The sequence below is a fragment of the Inhella sp. genome (genome assembly GCF_027532025.1).
Lineage (GTDB): Bacteria > Pseudomonadota > Gammaproteobacteria > Burkholderiales > Burkholderiaceae_C > Inhella.
The window spans coordinates 20,826-35,445 of the sequence record NZ_JAPZSY010000005.1 but is presented as its reverse complement, the minus strand read 5'-3'; the positions used below and the strand labels follow the sequence as shown (position 1 = coordinate 35,445).

At 67.5% G+C, this 14,620-nt stretch carries 15 protein-coding genes and 1 tRNA gene; 8 read left to right on the top strand and 8 right to left on the bottom strand.

The window, feature by feature from the left end:
• Position 1: 1 nt before the first annotated feature.
• The 5 genes from ald to O9335_RS01450 all read left to right on the top strand — a co-directional run bounded on the left by ald (position 2) and on the right by O9335_RS01450 (position 4,798).
• The gene (gene ald, locus O9335_RS01470; protein ID WP_298382477.1) at positions 2-1,105 is read left to right on the top strand and encodes an alanine dehydrogenase; all 1,104 of its coding nucleotides are present in this window, start codon (positions 2-4) and stop codon (positions 1,103-1,105) included.
• 88 nt (positions 1,106-1,193) lie between these two features.
• Complete coding sequence (locus O9335_RS01465; RefSeq protein ID WP_298382475.1) at positions 1,194-2,117, top strand: branched-chain amino acid ABC transporter permease; 924 nt, start codon at positions 1,194-1,196, stop codon at positions 2,115-2,117.
• A 25-nt stretch (positions 2,118-2,142) separates the two neighbouring features.
• Complete coding sequence (locus O9335_RS01460; RefSeq protein WP_298382524.1) at positions 2,143-3,270, top strand: ABC transporter ATP-binding protein; 1,128 nt, start codon at positions 2,143-2,145, stop codon at positions 3,268-3,270.
• Positions 3,267-4,043: an ABC transporter ATP-binding protein gene (locus O9335_RS01455; RefSeq protein ID WP_298382472.1), complete on the top strand. Its 777-nt coding sequence runs from the start codon at positions 3,267-3,269 to the stop codon at positions 4,041-4,043. Before O9335_RS01460 ends, O9335_RS01455 begins: the two co-directional genes overlap by 4 nt.
• 26 nt (positions 4,044-4,069) lie before the next feature.
• A complete protein-coding gene (locus O9335_RS01450) occupies positions 4,070-4,798 on the top strand; it encodes an ABC transporter ATP-binding protein (protein WP_298382469.1) in 729 nt (242 codons plus the stop codon).
• A gap of 43 nt (positions 4,799-4,841) precedes the next feature.
• Here the strand turns inward: O9335_RS01450 and O9335_RS01445 are convergent, their stop codons facing one another.
• The 4 genes from O9335_RS01445 to O9335_RS01430 all read right to left on the bottom strand — a co-directional run bounded on the left by O9335_RS01445 (position 4,842) and on the right by O9335_RS01430 (position 10,261).
• Positions 4,842-7,310: a penicillin acylase family protein gene (locus O9335_RS01445; protein ID WP_298382466.1), complete on the bottom strand. Its 2,469-nt coding sequence runs from the start codon at positions 7,308-7,310 to the stop codon at positions 4,842-4,844.
• 67 nt (positions 7,311-7,377) lie between these two features.
• Entirely contained in the window at positions 7,378-8,424 is a 1,047-nt protein-coding gene (locus tag O9335_RS01440; RefSeq protein WP_298382440.1) for a Glu/Leu/Phe/Val dehydrogenase dimerization domain-containing protein, read from the bottom strand.
• An 83-nt stretch (positions 8,425-8,507) separates the two neighbouring features.
• Positions 8,508-9,236 (bottom strand): 2OG-Fe dioxygenase family protein, encoded by a 729-nt coding sequence (locus tag O9335_RS01435; protein WP_298382437.1) that lies wholly within the window; start codon positions 9,234-9,236, stop codon positions 8,508-8,510.
• Positions 9,236-10,261 (bottom strand): CDP-6-deoxy-delta-3,4-glucoseen reductase, encoded by a 1,026-nt coding sequence (locus O9335_RS01430; RefSeq protein WP_298382433.1) that lies wholly within the window; start codon positions 10,259-10,261, stop codon positions 9,236-9,238. Before O9335_RS01430 ends, O9335_RS01435 begins: the two co-directional genes overlap by 1 nt.
• 60 nt (positions 10,262-10,321) lie before the next feature.
• Here O9335_RS01430 and O9335_RS01425 point away from each other — a divergent pair, with 60 nt between their 5' ends.
• Positions 10,322-11,167 carry an NAD(P)H-binding protein gene (locus O9335_RS01425; RefSeq protein WP_298382430.1) on the top strand — a complete coding sequence of 282 codons (846 nt, stop codon included), beginning with the start codon at positions 10,322-10,324 and terminating at the stop codon, positions 11,165-11,167.
• 3 nt (positions 11,168-11,170) lie between these two features.
• Here the strand turns inward: O9335_RS01425 and O9335_RS01420 are convergent, their stop codons facing one another.
• Genes O9335_RS01420 through cysM form a run of 3 tightly spaced genes read right to left on the bottom strand, consistent with a single transcriptional unit; the run spans position 11,171 to position 12,861 of the window.
• Positions 11,171-11,407 (bottom strand): sulfurtransferase TusA family protein, encoded by a 237-nt coding sequence (locus O9335_RS01420; protein ID WP_298382427.1) that lies wholly within the window; start codon positions 11,405-11,407, stop codon positions 11,171-11,173.
• On the bottom strand, positions 11,404-11,925 hold the full coding sequence (locus O9335_RS01415) for an NUDIX hydrolase (protein ID WP_298382424.1): 522 nt from the start codon (positions 11,923-11,925) through the stop codon (positions 11,404-11,406). The genes O9335_RS01420 and O9335_RS01415 overlap by 4 nt, the downstream gene beginning before the upstream one ends.
• A gap of 18 nt (positions 11,926-11,943) precedes the next feature.
• Positions 11,944-12,861, bottom strand: a complete 918-nt coding sequence (gene cysM / locus O9335_RS01410; RefSeq protein ID WP_298382421.1) for a cysteine synthase CysM — start codon at positions 12,859-12,861, stop codon at positions 11,944-11,946.
• Positions 12,862-12,981: 120 nt separating this feature from the next.
• Between cysM and O9335_RS01405 the strand changes: the two genes are divergently transcribed.
• Positions 12,982-13,066, top strand: a tRNA-Leu gene (locus tag O9335_RS01405).
• Between the two features lie 77 nt (positions 13,067-13,143).
• On the top strand, positions 13,144-13,746 hold the full coding sequence (locus O9335_RS01400; protein WP_298382418.1) for a rhomboid family intramembrane serine protease: 603 nt from the start codon (positions 13,144-13,146) through the stop codon (positions 13,744-13,746).
• A 1-nt stretch (position 13,747) separates the two neighbouring features.
• Here O9335_RS01400 and galU read toward each other — a convergent pair whose 3' ends face one another.
• Positions 13,748-14,620, bottom strand: a complete 873-nt coding sequence (gene galU, locus O9335_RS01395) for a UTP--glucose-1-phosphate uridylyltransferase GalU (protein ID WP_298382415.1) — start codon at positions 14,618-14,620, stop codon at positions 13,748-13,750.

Here is a 14,620-nt window from a genome sequence, read left to right as displayed (position 1 = left end):
CATGCGCCTTGGTGTCCCCACCGAAATCAAGAACCACGAATACCGCGTCGGCATGACGCCATCCAGCGTGCGCGAGGCCGTGCACCACGGTCACCAGGTGATGGTGCAAGCCGGCGCTGGCGCTGGCATCGGGTGCGACGACGCCGCCTACCAAGCCGCTGGCGCCCGGATCCTGCCGGACGCGGCGTCGGTGTTTGAGCAGGCCGACATGATCGTCAAGGTCAAAGAGCCGCAGCCCCAAGAGTGCGCCATGCTGCGCCGCGGCCAGTTGCTGTTCACCTACCTGCACTTGGCGCCGGACCCGGAACAAGCGGCCGGGCTCATGAAGAGCGGCTGCACCGCCATTGCCTACGAGACCATCACCGATGCCCGCGGCGGCCTGCCGCTTCTGGCGCCCATGAGCGAAGTGGCCGGCCGCATGGCCGTCCAAGTTGGCGCCGTGGCCCTGCAAAAGGCCAACGGTGGCCTGGGCGTGTTGTTGGGCGGTGTGCCCGGCGTGGCGCCGGCCAAGGTGGCCGTGCTGGGCGGCGGCGTGGTGGGCACCCATGCTGCGCGCATGGCCATGGGCCTGGGCGCCGAGGTGACGGTGCTGGACAAGAGCCTGCCCCGCTTGCGGCAACTGGACGAGGTGTTTGGCGGACGCTTGCGCACCGCCTATGCCAGCCTGGACGCCACCGAAGAGGCGGTGCTGGGGGCCGACCTCGTGGTCGGTGCGGTGCTGGTGCCGGGCGCCTCGGCGCCCAAGCTCGTGCGACGCGCGCACTTGGCGCGCATGAAGCCTGGCAGCGTCATCGTGGACGTGGCCATCGACCAAGGCGGCTGCTTCGAGACCAGCCACGCGACGACCCATGCCGACCCCACTTACGTGGTCGATGGTGTTGTGCATTACTGCGTGGCCAACATGCCGGGTGCCGTGCCGCGCACCAGCACGTTTGCCCTGAACAACGCCACCTTGCCCTTCACGCTGGCGCTGGCCGATTTGGGCTGGCAGGCCGCCTGCCGAGCCGACCCGCATCTGGCGGCGGGTTTGACGGTGCACGAGGGCCAAGTCACCCACGTCGCCGTGGCCCGGGACCTGGGTCTGCCCCATGTGAACGTGCTCTGACGGCCGGGTATTCCCACGGAGAGGGGCGGCGATCGCCCCTCTCATAATCCAACGCGCTTGGCCTTCGGCGCAGCGGTAGGAGTACGGCTTGGAAACCTTCTTTCAGCAGGTCATCAACGGCCTGGTTTTGGGCAGCATGTACGCCCTGGTGGCCTTGGGCTACACGATGGTGTACGGCATCATCAACCTCATCAATTTCGCGCATGGCGAGATCTTGATGATTGGGGCGCTCACGGCGTGGACCGTGATCACCTTCCTCGGTGGCAGTGGCATGCCCGGCTGGTTGTTGATGGCCACGGGTTTGGTTTGCGCCATCGTGGTGTGCTGCGTGGTGAACTTTTCGGTCGAGAAGATCGCGTACCGACCCCTGCGCAATGCGCCCCGCTTGGCCCCCCTCATCACCGCCATGGGCATGAGCCTGCTGCTGCAGACCCTGGCGATGGTGATCTGGAAGCCCAACCCCAAGCCCTTTCCGCAGCTGTTGCCGGTGGAGCCCATCAACCTGGGCGGTCCCGTGATCTCGGTGACCCAGGTGGTGATCTTGGCCACCACCTGCGTGCTGTTGGCTGGGCTGATGTTCCTGGTGAACAAGACGAAGCTGGGTCGCGCCATGCGCGCCACGGCCGAGAACCCTCGGGTGGCGGCGCTCATGGGGGTCAAGCCCGACTTCGTCATCTCAGCCACCTTCGTCATCGGCGCGGCCTTGGCTGCCGTGGCCGGCTTGATGTGGGCCGCGAATTACGGCACCGCGCAGCACAGCATGGGCTTCATGCCCGGCCTCAAGGCCTTTACCGCCGCCGTGTTGGGTGGCATTGGCAATTTGGCCGGTGCCATGGTGGGGGGCGTGCTGTTGGGGCTGATCGAGGCCATCGGGGCCGGTTACTTGGGCCAACTGACCGGCGGTGTCTTGGGCAGCCACTACGCCGACATCTTTGCCTTCGTGGCCCTCATCCTGGTGCTGACGCTGCGGCCTTCGGGCCTGCTGGGCGAACGCGTGGCCGACCGCGCCTGAGGGAGGACGCAGCATGTTTTCATCGATGAGCAATGCCCAACGCATGACCGCCTTTGGGGTGTGCGCGGTGCTGGCCATGGCCCTGCCCCTGTTCGTGCAGGTGATGGACATGGGCAACGGCCCCATCCGCATCATGGCCGTGGCCCTGCTGTATGTGCTGTTGGCCCTGGGGCTGAACGTGGTGGTGGGCTACGCCGGTTTGTTGGACCTGGGCTACGTGGCGTTTTACGCCGTGGGCGCCTACATGTTCGCCTTGCTGGCCAGCCCGCACCTGATGGAGAACTTTGCGAGCTTCGCCACCGCCTTCCCCGACGGCTTGCATTCGCCGCTGTGGGTGGTGTTGCCGATGGCGGCGGCGCTGGCGGCCTTGGCGGGTGTGCTGCTGGGGGCGCCCACCTTGAAGCTGCGCGGCGACTACCTGGCGATCGTCACCTTGGGCTTTGGCGAAATCATTCGCGTGTTCCTGAACAACTTGGAACACCCCGTCAACATCACCAACGGCCCGCGGGGCATCGGCACCATCGACCCCGTCACCCTCTTTGGCTATCCGCTGTCGAGCCGCATCGAATTGGGCGACATCAGCCTGTTTGGCAAGACCTGGGAGTCGGTGTCCATCCCCGGCGTGACGCAGTACTACTGGTTGTTCTTGGTCTTGGTCGTCGTCAGCGTGCTCATCTGCTGGCGCCTAGAAAACAGCCGCATTGGCCGCGCCTGGATGGCCATCCGCGAAGACGAAATCGCCGCCAAGGCCATGGGCTTGAACACGCGCAACCTCAAGTTGCTGGCGTTTGGCATGGGCGCCACCTTCGGCGGCGTGGCTGGGGCCATGTTTGCGGGCTTCCAAGGGTTTGTCAGCCCGGAATCGTTCAGCCTCCAGGAAAGCATCATGATCGTGGCGATGGTGGTGCTGGGTGGGATGGGGCACTTGCCTGGCGTCATCCTCGGCGCCTTGCTGTTGGCCGCCTTGCCCGAGGTGCTGCGCTACGTGGCGGGGGACATCCAGAACCTGACCGGCGGGCGCATCGATGCGTCCATCTTGCGCCAGATGCTGATCGCGCTGGCCATGATCACCATCATGCTGGTGCGGCCCCGCGGCTTGTGGCCCAGCCCCGAGCACGGCAAAGCCGCGCCGGTCAAGGGAGAAGCGGCATGAGCAACGTCGTTCTGAAAGTCCAGGGTGCCTCCAAGCGCTTTGGTGGCGTGCAGGCCTTGAGCGAGGTGGGCATCACCATCGAGCAAGGTCAGGTCTATGGGCTGATCGGGCCCAACGGCGCGGGCAAGACGACGTTCTTCAACGTGATCACTGGCCTGTACGTGCCCGATGGCGGCATCTTCGAGCTGGGCGGACAGCCCTACAAGCCGGCCGCTGTGCACTTGGTGGCCAAGGCGGGTATTGCCCGCACGTTCCAAAACATCCGCTTGTTCCCGGAAATGACTGCGCTCGAAAACGTGATGGTGGGGCGCCACGTGCGGACGGGCTCGGGCGTGCTGGGCGCGATCTTCCGCACGCCGGGATTCAAGGCCGAAGAGCGCGCCATCGAGGCGCGGGCTCGGGAGTTGCTGGACTACGTGGGCATCGGCAAGCACGCCGAGTTCCGCGCCCGCACGCTGAGCTACGGCGACCAGCGCCGGCTCGAGATCGCCCGCGCGCTGGCCACCGACCCCAAGCTGATCGCGTTGGACGAACCGGCCGCCGGCATGAACCAGACCGAGAAGGTGGTGCTGCGCGAGCTGATCGACCGCATCCGCAACGACGGCCGCACCATCTTGCTGATCGAGCACGACGTCAAGCTGGTCATGGGCCTGTGCGACCGGGTGACGGTACTCGACTACGGCAAGCAAATCGCCGAAGGCACGCCGGCCGAGGTGCAGAAGAACGAAAAAGTGATCGAGGCCTACCTGGGCGCCGGTCACGCGGCCCATTGAGGCCGGTTGAGCGAGAGGGATCGGGCATGAATCAGAACCCCGCCGAAGTGCTGCTGCAGGTCAGCGGCCTGAAGGTGTCGTACGGCGGCATCAAGGCCGTCAAGGGCGTCGATTTCGAGGTGCGACGTGGCGAGTTGGTCAGCCTGATCGGGGCCAACGGCGCCGGCAAGACCACGACGCTCAAGGCCGTCACCGGCCTGCAATCCATCGCCGAGGGCGAGGTGCTGTTCAAGGGGCGCTCCATCAAGGGGCAGGGGGCTTGGAACTTGGCCAAGCAGGGCTTGGTGATGGTGCCCGAGGGGCGAGGCACCTTCACGCGCATGACCATCACCGAGAACCTGCAGATGGGGGCCTACATCCGCCGCGACACCGAGGCCATCGCACAGGACATGCAGATGGTCTTTGGCCTGTTCCCCCGCCTGCGCGAACGCAAGGATCAACTGGCCGGCACGATGAGCGGTGGCGAGCAGCAGATGCTGGCCATGGGCCGCGCGCTGATGGCCCGTCCAGAGGTGCTGTTGCTGGACGAGCCTTCGATGGGCCTGTCGCCCATCATGGTCGACAAGATCTTCGAGGTAGTGCACGACATCCATGGCAAGGGCGTCACCGTCTTGCTGGTGGAGCAAAACGCCAGCCGGGCCTTGGCCCTGGCCAATCGGGGCTACGTCATGGAGTCGGGCGCTGTGACGATGACCGGCCGCGGCAGCGATTTGCTCGCCGACCCGAAGGTGCGAGCCGCTTACCTGGGCGAGTGAGCCCTGCGCTCGTCCAAGAAGCCCGGCCCTTGGCCGGGCTTGTTCATTGGGGCTGCAGGACCAGCGTGTGCGCCGGCGGCTCGGCACTCCACAAGGGCAGGTAGCGACCGTCCCGCCACAGCGGCAGCAAGTCGCGGTAGGTGGCACGCCAAGGCAGGCCGGATTGGCCGGTCGACTGCACCATGCGCGATCGAGCGGGGTTGGCGACGTCCATCAGGGTGCGCAGGCTGGGGCCGTGGTCGTCGGTGTACACGTCGCCCGCCCAGTCGGGGTGCAGGTCCACCCTCGACACGTTGACCGTGTAGGTGTCGCCGCCCACCGGCGTGCGCAGCTCGAAGATCGGCCGCAGCGCCGGCACGTGCGAGAAGGGACGGTGCTCGCCCTTGGCCACGTGGGCCTGGCCCCAAGTCCACCGCCCCACGTCGGGGCCGAAGCGCGCTTGCAGTTCGTCCAGCGCGCGCGTCAGGGCCGCGTCGGCTTGGTCGGCACAGGTCTCGGCCTTAGGTGTGCGTCGGTCGTCGCACCAAGCGGCGTCGTTGGCGGCGAGGCGCTCGTGCAAGGCATCTCGGAAGGAGCGAGTGGCGAAGGCGCGCTCGAAGAGCGCAGCGCCCAGGTCGTCTTGGAAAACGCCCAGGGTGAGCTGGCGAGCCCACGCCCAGAAGATCAGGGGGGCGGCGCTGTCGGCTCGCATGGTGCCGTCGAAATCGCGCAGCGCGGCTTGTGCCGCCGGCGCCAAAGCGTGCGCGCTGCGCGCGTTCTTCAGCCAGGGCAGCAGCGGGGCCGCAGCCAGGCTGTGCACGTCGGCCTGCATGGCCGCGAAGCTGTCCAGGCTGTGCTTGGGCGTGGCCTGCAGCAGCTGTTCGATGCGCTGCTGGCGGTAGGGCAAGGCCCACTCGTGCGACAGGTGGTGGGGGTAGTCGTCGGGCACGGTGCGCTGGTTGGCGGTGGCGATCCAGCCGCGAGCGGGGTTCTTGTCGCGCGGCATGGCGTCCAGGGGCAGGTAGCCTTGCCAGTCGTAGCGGGCCTCCCAGCCCGGGGCGGGCGCAAGCCCGTGCAGGTCATGCTGCGGGCCGCGCACGGGCACCAGGGCGGACGCAATGAAGCCCGTGTGGCCGTCGCGGTCGGCCACGAGCATGTTTTGCATGGGGGCCGCGAAACGACGGGCCGCCCCGAAAAACGCGTCCACGCTGCCGGCTTGGTTGAGACCCACGCCGGCGGCGATGGGGTCGCTCTCAGGGTCCAGCGAGGCCCAGCGCATGGCCAGGCCGTAGCGCTTGCCGGTGGCGGCCAGCAGGTCGGCGCCAACGCCAGCATCGGAGATCAAGGGCCCGTGGCGCCCCACGCGCACGCGCAGCACCTCGTCGGGCGCGCCCTTCACGCGGATGCGTTCCTCGTGCACATGGGCCGCGGTCCATCCGGTGGGCGTGCGGATTTCGGTGCGGCCGTTAAGCTCGCGCAGCTCTTCCAGGTACAGGTCCTGTGTGTCCGGTCCGGTGTTGGTGAAGGCCCAGGCGATGCGCTCGTTCTGGCCCAGCACGACGAAGGGCAGGCCGGGCAGGGTGCCGCCGGCCACCTTGAGGCCGGGTGCCTCCAGCCGGGCCAGGTACCAAAGGGCCGGGCTTTGCAAATGCAGGTGGGGGTCGTTGGCCACCAGGGGCGAGCCCGTGGCGCTGCGACTGCCGGCCACCAGCCAGTTGTTGGAGCCCGTGCCTTCCACGCCAGAGCGCGGCGCCTGTTGCTGCAGGGCGGCGGCAACGTGCTCGGCCCTTTGGGGATCCAGCCCCAGTTGGCGGTACAGGGCCGGGTAGTCGGCCGTGTCGGGCAGCCGGTCGCCGGGGTAAGCGGGCATCAGGGTGTGGATGCGCGCCAGGGCGCTGCGCCCGTTCGGGCCCTCGTCAGGCAGCTGCAAGGCCAAGCGAAGCCTCAGCAGTTCATGGTGCCAGTTGCCGCTCAGGTCCCAGCTCATCATCAGGGCCCAAGCCAAGCTGTCGATGGGGGTCCAGTCGTGCAGCGGCAGGTTCAAGATCAGCATCTCGGGCGGGCGGGCCTGCGCGGCACGGCCGGCATTCACGCCGCGGCTGTAGGCCTGCAACAGGGCGATGGAGCGCTGGGAATCGGCATCGGTTTGCCGCTGCAGCCAGGCCCAGCGGGCTTCGGCGGCGCGGCGCACGCCCAGCGCGCGCAGGAAGCGATCGACATCCAGGGCGGTCGCCCCAAAGGCTTCGGCCAACTCGCCGCGTCCGATGCGGCGCTGCGATTCCAGCTGCCAAGCACGGTCCTGCCCGTGCACAAACCCCAGCCCGTAGGCCAGATCGGGCCACGAGCCGGCCTTGACGGTGGGCACGCCATGGGCATCGCGTTCGATGGTGACCGCCGCGGCCAAACCGGACGCAGCGCGCTGGCCGCTTTGTTGCGGCTGCGCCCGCAGCAGGTAGATGGCGAGGGCCACACAGGCCAGCCCCAGCAGGGCCAGCAACAGCCAGCCCAGGCGGCGAATCCAGGTCTTGATCATGGCCGGCAGCGTAGCGGGCGCCACGCCGCCGACCCATGGGGATCGGCCCCACCCGGAGGGCTGGGGCTCAGGCTCGAACCAGCAGGCTTTGGGCCCACGCATCGGCCTCGGCCGCCGGCGTGCGGCCACTGACCTTGATGCGCGCCAGCAACTCGGTGACACGCTCGGCGATGCGGCTGACCTCGGCCATCACCGCCTGTTCCTCGCCCTCGCCGCGGTACTCGCGCGCCACCGAAATGATGCCGCCGGCGTTCACCAAGTAGTCGGGCAAGTAGGCGATGCCACGTTCAGCGAGCAACTGCCCGTCGCTGGGCAAAGCGAGTTGGTTGTTGGCGGCGCCACAGACCAGCTTGGCTTGAAGCGTGGGGATGGTGGCCGCGTTGAGGCTGGCGCCCAGCGCGCAGGGCGCCAGCATGTCGGCCGGGGCGCTCAGGATCTGGTCCACGCCCACCACCGTGGCGCCGAAGCGCTCTTGCGCCTTGGCGGTCTTGGCCGGGTCGATGTCGGCCACCATGAGGCGGGCGCCGGCCTGCTGCAAGAACTCAGCCAGGTGCCAGCCCACCGCGCCCAAGCCCTGGATGGCCACGGTCAGGCCGTGCAGGTCGCTGCGGCCGAGCACGGCTTGCGCGCCGGCCTGGATGGAGACAAACACGCCCCAAGCCGTTTTCGGGCTGGGGTCGCCACCGAAGGCGCCTTCGCGCGGGATGCCGCTGACGTAGGCGGTGTGGCGCTGCACCACGCGCATATCGGCCGTGGTGGTTCCCACGTCTTCGGCGGTGATGTAAGCGCCTTGCAGGCTGTCCACAGCGCGGGCGAAGGCGGCGAACAGGGCCTCGCGGTCGAAGTCGCCCTTGGGCTTGACGATGACCGCCTTGCCGCCGCCGAAGGGCAGGTTGGCCAGTGCGTTCTTGTAGCTCATGCCTTGAGAGAGGCGCTGGGCATCGTGCAGCGCGGCCAGGTCGTTTTCGTAGGCCCAGAAACGGCAACCACCGAAACCGGGGCCGCGGGCGGTGTTGTGGACGGCGATGAGGGTGCGCAGTCCGGTGGCCTCGTCCGAGGCGATGAGCACGCGTTCGTGCGGGGCTTGGTGATGCAGACCGAAAAGAGAGGGCATGGGTAACGCCTTGCGTGGGTTGCGGGTGGCAGGGAAAGACCAGCGCGCCAAGCTTGTGGCCCGGGCGCTGGGGGGCCGCATTGTCAGGGGCCTTGGAAGCCGCCGGCGCGAAGCGTGACCACCAGGGTGTCGCGGTGCCCCACCGACACGCCGTCGGGCTGGATCGGGGTGGTCTCATGGATCACTCGCGCATCGTCCATCAGCAGCAAGCTGCCTGGCTCGGTCAGCGTGAAGCGCAAGCCCCTGGGCCCTTCGGCCTCGAACACGCGCGACTCACCGCCCTTGATGCCGTGGCGTCCCAAGAGCACGACCGCCACGAGGTCCACGCCGTCGCGGTGCGCGCCCTCGGGTGTGGGGCGTCCGATGCCGTCGGTGGTGTCGATGCGAAACGGGTGCGCCTCCGCATACCACGGCTGCGGCGCGCGCAGGGTGCTGGCGGTGCGGCCCAAGCGGCTGAGCAGCGCGCGCCATGCCGGGGCGTCGGCCATGGCGGGTTCGATGGGTTGAAACCAGCGCTCGATGCCGCCGTGCAAAGCGTTGTAGTCCAGGCTCTGCCAATGCGCGCGGTGTGAGGCCTGGGTCAGTTGCGGGCCGTCGATCACCCAGCAACCGTGGCGGCGGCGACGGTAGCGGCCGCCGTCCTTCAGGTGCTGGTCGGGCGGCAGCGAGTCCCAGTGCCGATGCAGGGCCAGCAGCCCGTCCAGAGGCTGGCCCAGCCAAGCGGCGGTGTCCGGGGGGGCGAGCACGGCATAGCCGGCTTGGCGAAGGCTGTCGTCAACACGCGCAGCCGGTGTGAAAGGCGGTTGGAACATCAGGCGCCGTGCTTGTCGGCTTCGCTGGTGAAGGCGTCGGCGAAAAACTGCTCGTCGGGCAGTCCAGCCTCCAACACGAAATCGCGCCGGGCGCTTTCCACCACGATGGGCGCACCGCAGGCGTAAACCTGATGCCCACGCAGGTCGGCGTGGTCTTCCAGCACGGCACGGTGCACAAAGCCCGTCCGGCCCGTCCACCCGTCTTCCGGCAGGGCGTCGCTCACCACGGGCACGTAACGCAGCCAGGGCAGGCGCTGGGTGGCCGCCATCACCCAGTCGTGCAGGTAGAGGTCCTGCGGGCGGCGGCCGCCCCAGTACAGCACGGCGGGGCGTTGGTTGTTTTGCTGCTCCAGCTGTTCGATGAGCGCCTTGATGGGGGCGAACCCCGTGCCGCTGGCCAACAGCACGATCGGTTGCTCGCCTTCGCGCAGAAAGAAGCTGCCGAAGGGGCCTTCGGCACGCAGGATGTCCCGCTCTTTCAAGGCCGAAAAGGCGTGGTCGGTGAACTTGCCGCCCGGCATGTGCCGGATGTGCAACTCGGCCTCGGGCGATTCCCCTGGGGCATTGGCCATGCTGTAGCTGCGCCGCGACCCATCGCGCAGGATGAACTCGAGGTATTGCCCCGGGTGGTAGCGAAAGTTTTGCGTGGCAGGCAGTTGCAGTTTGACGATGAGCACATCGGGCGCGGCCCGGGTCAGGCTGCTGACCCGCACCGGCATTTTCAGCACCGGGTGCACGCCTTCGGCCGGCACGCTGCGGGCCTCGATCGTGCAGTCGGTTTGCGGAATGGCACAGCAGGTGAGCACCCAGCCGGCCGCCTCTTCGTCGGCGCTCAATGCCTTGGCCTGGTGCGCGCCGTGGATGACCCGCCCCTCCAACAGCTTGCTCTTGCAAGAGCCACAGGCGCCATCTTTGCAACCGTAGGGCAGGCCAATGCCCTGATCGATGGCGGCGGCCAGGAGGGTGCCATCGCGGGCGACGGAGAATTGGCGACCAGCAGGCTGAACGGTGATGGTGAGGGACATGACAGCGGTGAACCAGGAAAGAGGCTTCTAGACTGGCCGCCATTGTCCCAGGGAGATGCAATGCGCCTGTTGATCGTGGGGTGTGGCGATGTGGGTCAACGCGTGCTTCGACTCTTGCCGCGCGGGGTGGCGGTGGCCGTGCTCGCGCGCACACCGGCCAAGCTGCGTCACCTTGGCGTGGCGCTGATCCACGGCGACCTGGACGACCCCCGCAGCCTGCGCCGGCTGGCCGGTGGCTTCGATGCCGTGATGCACCTGGCGCCACCACCCACCCAAGGCGACACCGACCCGCGCACCCGAGCCCTGGTGCAAGCCTTGAGCCGCTCGCACACGCCCAGGCGCTTCGTCTACGTTTCCACCACCGGGGTGTACGGCGATTGGGGCGGTGCGCGCATCGACGAGACTGCTGCACGCCGGGCACAAACGCCCCGCGCCCGGCGCCGCGTGGACGCCGAGGACGTGTTGCGCGCCTGGGCCGTGCGCCAGGGCGTGGGCTTGAGCCTGCTGCGCGCGCCGGGCATCTATGCCGCCGACCGCGAAGGCCACCCGCGCGAGCGCTTGCTGGCCGCTCGGGCGGTGTTGCGGCGCGAGGACGACGTGTTCACCAACCACATCCACGCCGACGACTTGGCCCGGGCCTGTTGGCGAGCCCTGCACCTGGGTTGGCCGCTGCGAGCCATCAACGTGGTGGACGACAGCGAGCGCCTGATGGGCGACCACTTCGATGTGGCGGCCGACGCGCTGGGCCTGCCTCGGCCGCCCAGGGTCAGCCGGCAAGAGGCCGAGGCCGTGTTGAGCCCGATGCAAATGAGCTTTCTGAGCGAAAGCCGCCGCATCGGCAATGCGCGCCTGAAGCGCGAACTGCGGATGCGCCTGCGCTACCCCGTTCCCGAGTCGGGGTGGTGAGGTTCACTTCACCTGCAGCCAGTGGGTGAACTCGCCCCCGGACTCACTCTGACCCAGCAGGCGGTGGCCAGTTTGCTTGGCAAAGGCTTGGAAGTCGCGGGTCGAGCCGGGGTCGGTGGCCAAGATGCGCAGCACTTGACCGCTCTGCATGTCGGCCAGCGCCTTCTTCGTCTTCAAAATGGGCATGGGGCAGTTGAAGCCACGCACGTCGATCTCGCGGTCGTGAGGATGCTCGTTCATGGTTTTTCCATCCAAAGCGGTTCATGGCCCCGCGAACGCACGAAGGTGGCCAGCGACTGCCCCGTTCCTTGGGGCCAACAGCGCACTTCTTGCGGAGCGAACAGCTTGTACTCGGCCAACTCGGGGCTGAGAACGATGGGCCCTTGAGCCGCCACGTGGTAGGCCACGATGAGTTGGTTCATCTTTTGAAAGTCCCACACGCCCAGGAGCTTGGGCGGCTGCGTGGCTTGCAACGACGTCTCTTCGGCGACCTCGCGCAAGATGCCTTGCTCGGGCGACTCACCGGCCTCCATGAATCCCGTGACCAAGCCAAAAAAGCGGCCCGGCCACGCGGCGTTGCGGGCCAGCAGCAGGCGGCCGTCCCGATCCGTGCATTCGATCACCGCAGCCAACACCGGCGTGGGGTTGTTCCAGTGGGTGAAGTCGCACGCGGGGCAACGCAGGCGTTCCCGATCCCCGCCGTCCTCCGCGCGCACGATCGGTGCCAACGGGGTCGCACATTCTGGACAAAACTTCATGGGCGACCTTGGTTGTGATCAGGCAGGGAAGACGCCGGTGGACAGATATCGGTCGCCTCGGTCGCACACGATGAAGACGATGGTCGCGTCCCTCACCGTGCGGGCGATGGACAGCGCCACGCAGCAGGCGCCAGCGGCCGAAATGCCGGCGAACAGGCCTTCCTCGCGCGCCAAGCGACGTGCCATCTCCTCGGCCTCGGCTTGGCTGACCAAGACGATCTCATCCACGCCGGTGGGGTCGTAGATTTTGGGCAAGTAAGCCTCTGGCCACTTTCTGATGCCCGGGATGCGACTGCCCTCGGCGGGTTGCGCACCGATGACGCGCACGCTGGGGTTCTGGCTCTTGAGAAAGCGCGATACCCCTGTGATGGAGCCGGTGGTGCCCATGGCACTGACAAAGTGGGTCACCCGGCCTTGCGTGTCGCGCCAGATCTCGGGTCCGGTGGTCTCGAAATGGATGCGCGGGTTGTCGCTGTTGGCGAATTGGTCGAGCACACGCCCCTTGCCTTCCCGAGCCATCTGGTCGGCGAGGTCGCGGGCGTACTCCATGCCACCGCTGCGCGGCGTGAGGATGAGCTCCGCACCGAAGGCTTTCATGGTTTGAGCGCGTTCGATCGACAAGTCCTCGGGCATCACCAACACCATGCGATAGCCCTTGATGGCGGCCGCCATCGCCAGCGCGATGCCGGTGTTGCCGCTGGTGGCTTCGATCAGCGTGTCGCCGGGGCGAATGTCGCCGCGCTCCTCGGCGCGCCGGATCATGCTGATGGCGGGGCGGTCCTTCACCGAGCCGGCCGGGTTGTTGCCTTCGAGCTTGCCCAGGAGCACGTTGCCGCGGTCGGCCAACTCGGGCCCGAGCACGCGAGACAAGCGCACCAAGGGCGTGTTGCCGATGACATCCTCGAGGGTGGGGTAGGGGGGGTGAATGCCGGTCATGGCGACGATTGTGCCGCCCCGCCGCAAGGACCCGTGAGCTTGTGGCAGAATCGCGGCCCTCCGAGCAAGGCACTGCCTTGCCGACGTTTCCCCGGCACACGGGGTCGCGTCCAGCAACCTGCCCAGGTGGCGAAATCGGTAGACGCAGGGGACTCAAAATCCCCCGCCGCAAGGTGTGCCGGTTCGAGTCCGGCCCTGGGCACCAACGGTTGAACAGCCCTCCAGGCTTGGGGCCTGACTGCGCGCATACACTCGCTCGCGCCGTCCATTCCAACGCCCTGCATGCACCCCCTGCCACCCGTCACCAAGGCCTTGATGCTGGCCTGCATCGGCTTCTTTTGCCTCGGCATCTTGGCGCCCGACATCAAGGGTTGGTTGGCGCTGTGGCCCCTGCAGTCCGGCTATTTCATGCCTTGGCAATTGCTGACCTATGCGCTCATGCACGGCGACTTCGGCCACCTGTTTTTCAACATGCTCGGTCTGTACATGTTCGGGGCGCAGGTGGAGCAGTACCTGGGTCAGCGTCGCTATGGGCTGCTGGTCGCGGTCAGCGTGTTGACGGCAGCCCTGGTGCAACTGGTGGTCACCTTCGCCACACAAAGCCTGTGGCCGACGGTCGGCATTTCAGGCGGCGTTTTTGGACTGCTCTTGGTGATGGGGCTGGTTTTCGGGGAGCAGGTGGTGATGCCTTTGATTCCGCCCATCCCGATGAAGATGAAGGTGCTGGTGACGCTGTACGGCGGCATCGAGTTGCTGCTGGGCGTGACCGGTCGCACGGGCGTGGCGCACTTTGCCCACTTGGGCGGCATGCTGGGCGCTTACCTCTTGATGCTGTATTGGCGGCGCCCCAACAAACGCCCGCCGCACCTGCGGCGGGTGCACTGAGTCAAAGGCTCAGGCTGCGCAGGTAGTTGCGAAAGCCCGGGCCCAGCGCTGGGTGCGCCAGGGCCAACTCCACGTTGGCTTCCAAGAAGCCTTCTTTGCTGCCGCAGTCGTAGCGGCGGCCTTCGTAGCGATACGCGAACACCTTTTCGCGCCGCAGCAGGCCGGCGATGCCGTCGGTGAGTTGGATCTCCCCGCCCACGCCCCGAGGCTGGTTCGCGATCTCTCGCAACACACCAGGGGTGAGGATGTAGCGGCCGGCCACGCCGAGCCGACTGGGCGCCACGTCGGGGGCTGGCTTTTCGACGATGCGGCTCACGTCCACCAGGCGCTCGTTCACGTCTTGGCCCGCCACGATGCCGTAGCGACGGGTGTGTTCGGCGGGCACTTCTTGCACGGCCAGGATGCTGGCCTGCCACTCGGCGAACTGCTCGGTCATCTGCTGCAGCACCGGTGTGTCGCCCACCATCAGGTCGTCGGCCAGCAGCACGGCGAAGGGGTCGTTGCCGATGAGGCGCTGGGCGCACAGCACGGCATGGCCCAAGCCCAGGGCTTGGGCTTGGCGCACGTAGATGCACTCCATGTCGTCGGGTTTGACGGAGCGCACGACCTCCAGCAATTCGCGCTTGTTGGCCTGCTCCAGCGCGACCTCCAACTCGAAGGTCATGTCGAAGTGGTCTTCGATGGGGCGCTTGTGGCGTCCCGTCACGAAGATCATTTCACGCACGCCCGCGGCGTAGGCCTCTTCCACGGCGTACTGGATGAGGGGCTTGTCCACCACGGGCAGCATCTCTTTGGGCTGCGCTTTGGTGGCTGGCAAGAAGCGGGTGCCCAGTCCGGCAACCGGGAACACGGCCTTGGTGACGGTGGCTTTCAT

What these genes read in the sequence shown, in the direction of transcription:
- ald (WP_298382477.1), top strand. Translation starts at nt 2, where the DNA reads ATGCGCCTTGGTGTCCCCACCGAAATCAAGAACCACGAATACCGCGTC.
- O9335_RS01460 (WP_298382524.1), top strand. Translation starts at nt 2,143, where the DNA reads ATGAGCAATGCCCAACGCATGACCGCCTTTGGGGTGTGCGCGGTGCTG.
- O9335_RS01455 (WP_298382472.1), top strand. Translation starts at nt 3,267, where the DNA reads ATGAGCAACGTCGTTCTGAAAGTCCAGGGTGCCTCCAAGCGCTTTGGT.
- O9335_RS01450 (WP_298382469.1), top strand. Translation starts at nt 4,070, where the DNA reads ATGAATCAGAACCCCGCCGAAGTGCTGCTGCAGGTCAGCGGCCTGAAG.
- O9335_RS01445 (WP_298382466.1), bottom strand. Translation starts at nt 7,310, where the DNA reads ATGATCAAGACCTGGATTCGCCGCCTGGGCTGGCTGTTGCTGGCCCTG.
- O9335_RS01440 (WP_298382440.1), bottom strand. Translation starts at nt 8,424, where the DNA reads ATGCCCTCTCTTTTCGGTCTGCATCACCAAGCCCCGCACGAACGCGTG.
- O9335_RS01435 (WP_298382437.1), bottom strand. Translation starts at nt 9,236, where the DNA reads ATGTTCCAACCGCCTTTCACACCGGCTGCGCGTGTTGACGACAGCCTT.
- O9335_RS01430 (WP_298382433.1), bottom strand. Translation starts at nt 10,261, where the DNA reads ATGTCCCTCACCATCACCGTTCAGCCTGCTGGTCGCCAATTCTCCGTC.
- O9335_RS01425 (WP_298382430.1), top strand. Translation starts at nt 10,322, where the DNA reads ATGCGCCTGTTGATCGTGGGGTGTGGCGATGTGGGTCAACGCGTGCTT.
- O9335_RS01420 (WP_298382427.1), bottom strand. Translation starts at nt 11,407, where the DNA reads ATGAACGAGCATCCTCACGACCGCGAGATCGACGTGCGTGGCTTCAAC.
- O9335_RS01415 (WP_298382424.1), bottom strand. Translation starts at nt 11,925, where the DNA reads ATGAAGTTTTGTCCAGAATGTGCGACCCCGTTGGCACCGATCGTGCGC.
- cysM (WP_298382421.1), bottom strand. Translation starts at nt 12,861, where the DNA reads ATGACCGGCATTCACCCCCCCTACCCCACCCTCGAGGATGTCATCGGC.
- O9335_RS01400 (WP_298382418.1), top strand. Translation starts at nt 13,144, where the DNA reads ATGCACCCCCTGCCACCCGTCACCAAGGCCTTGATGCTGGCCTGCATC.
- galU (WP_298382415.1), bottom strand. Translation starts at nt 14,620, where the DNA reads ATGAAAGCCACCGTCACCAAGGCCGTGTTCCCGGTTGCCGGACTGGGC.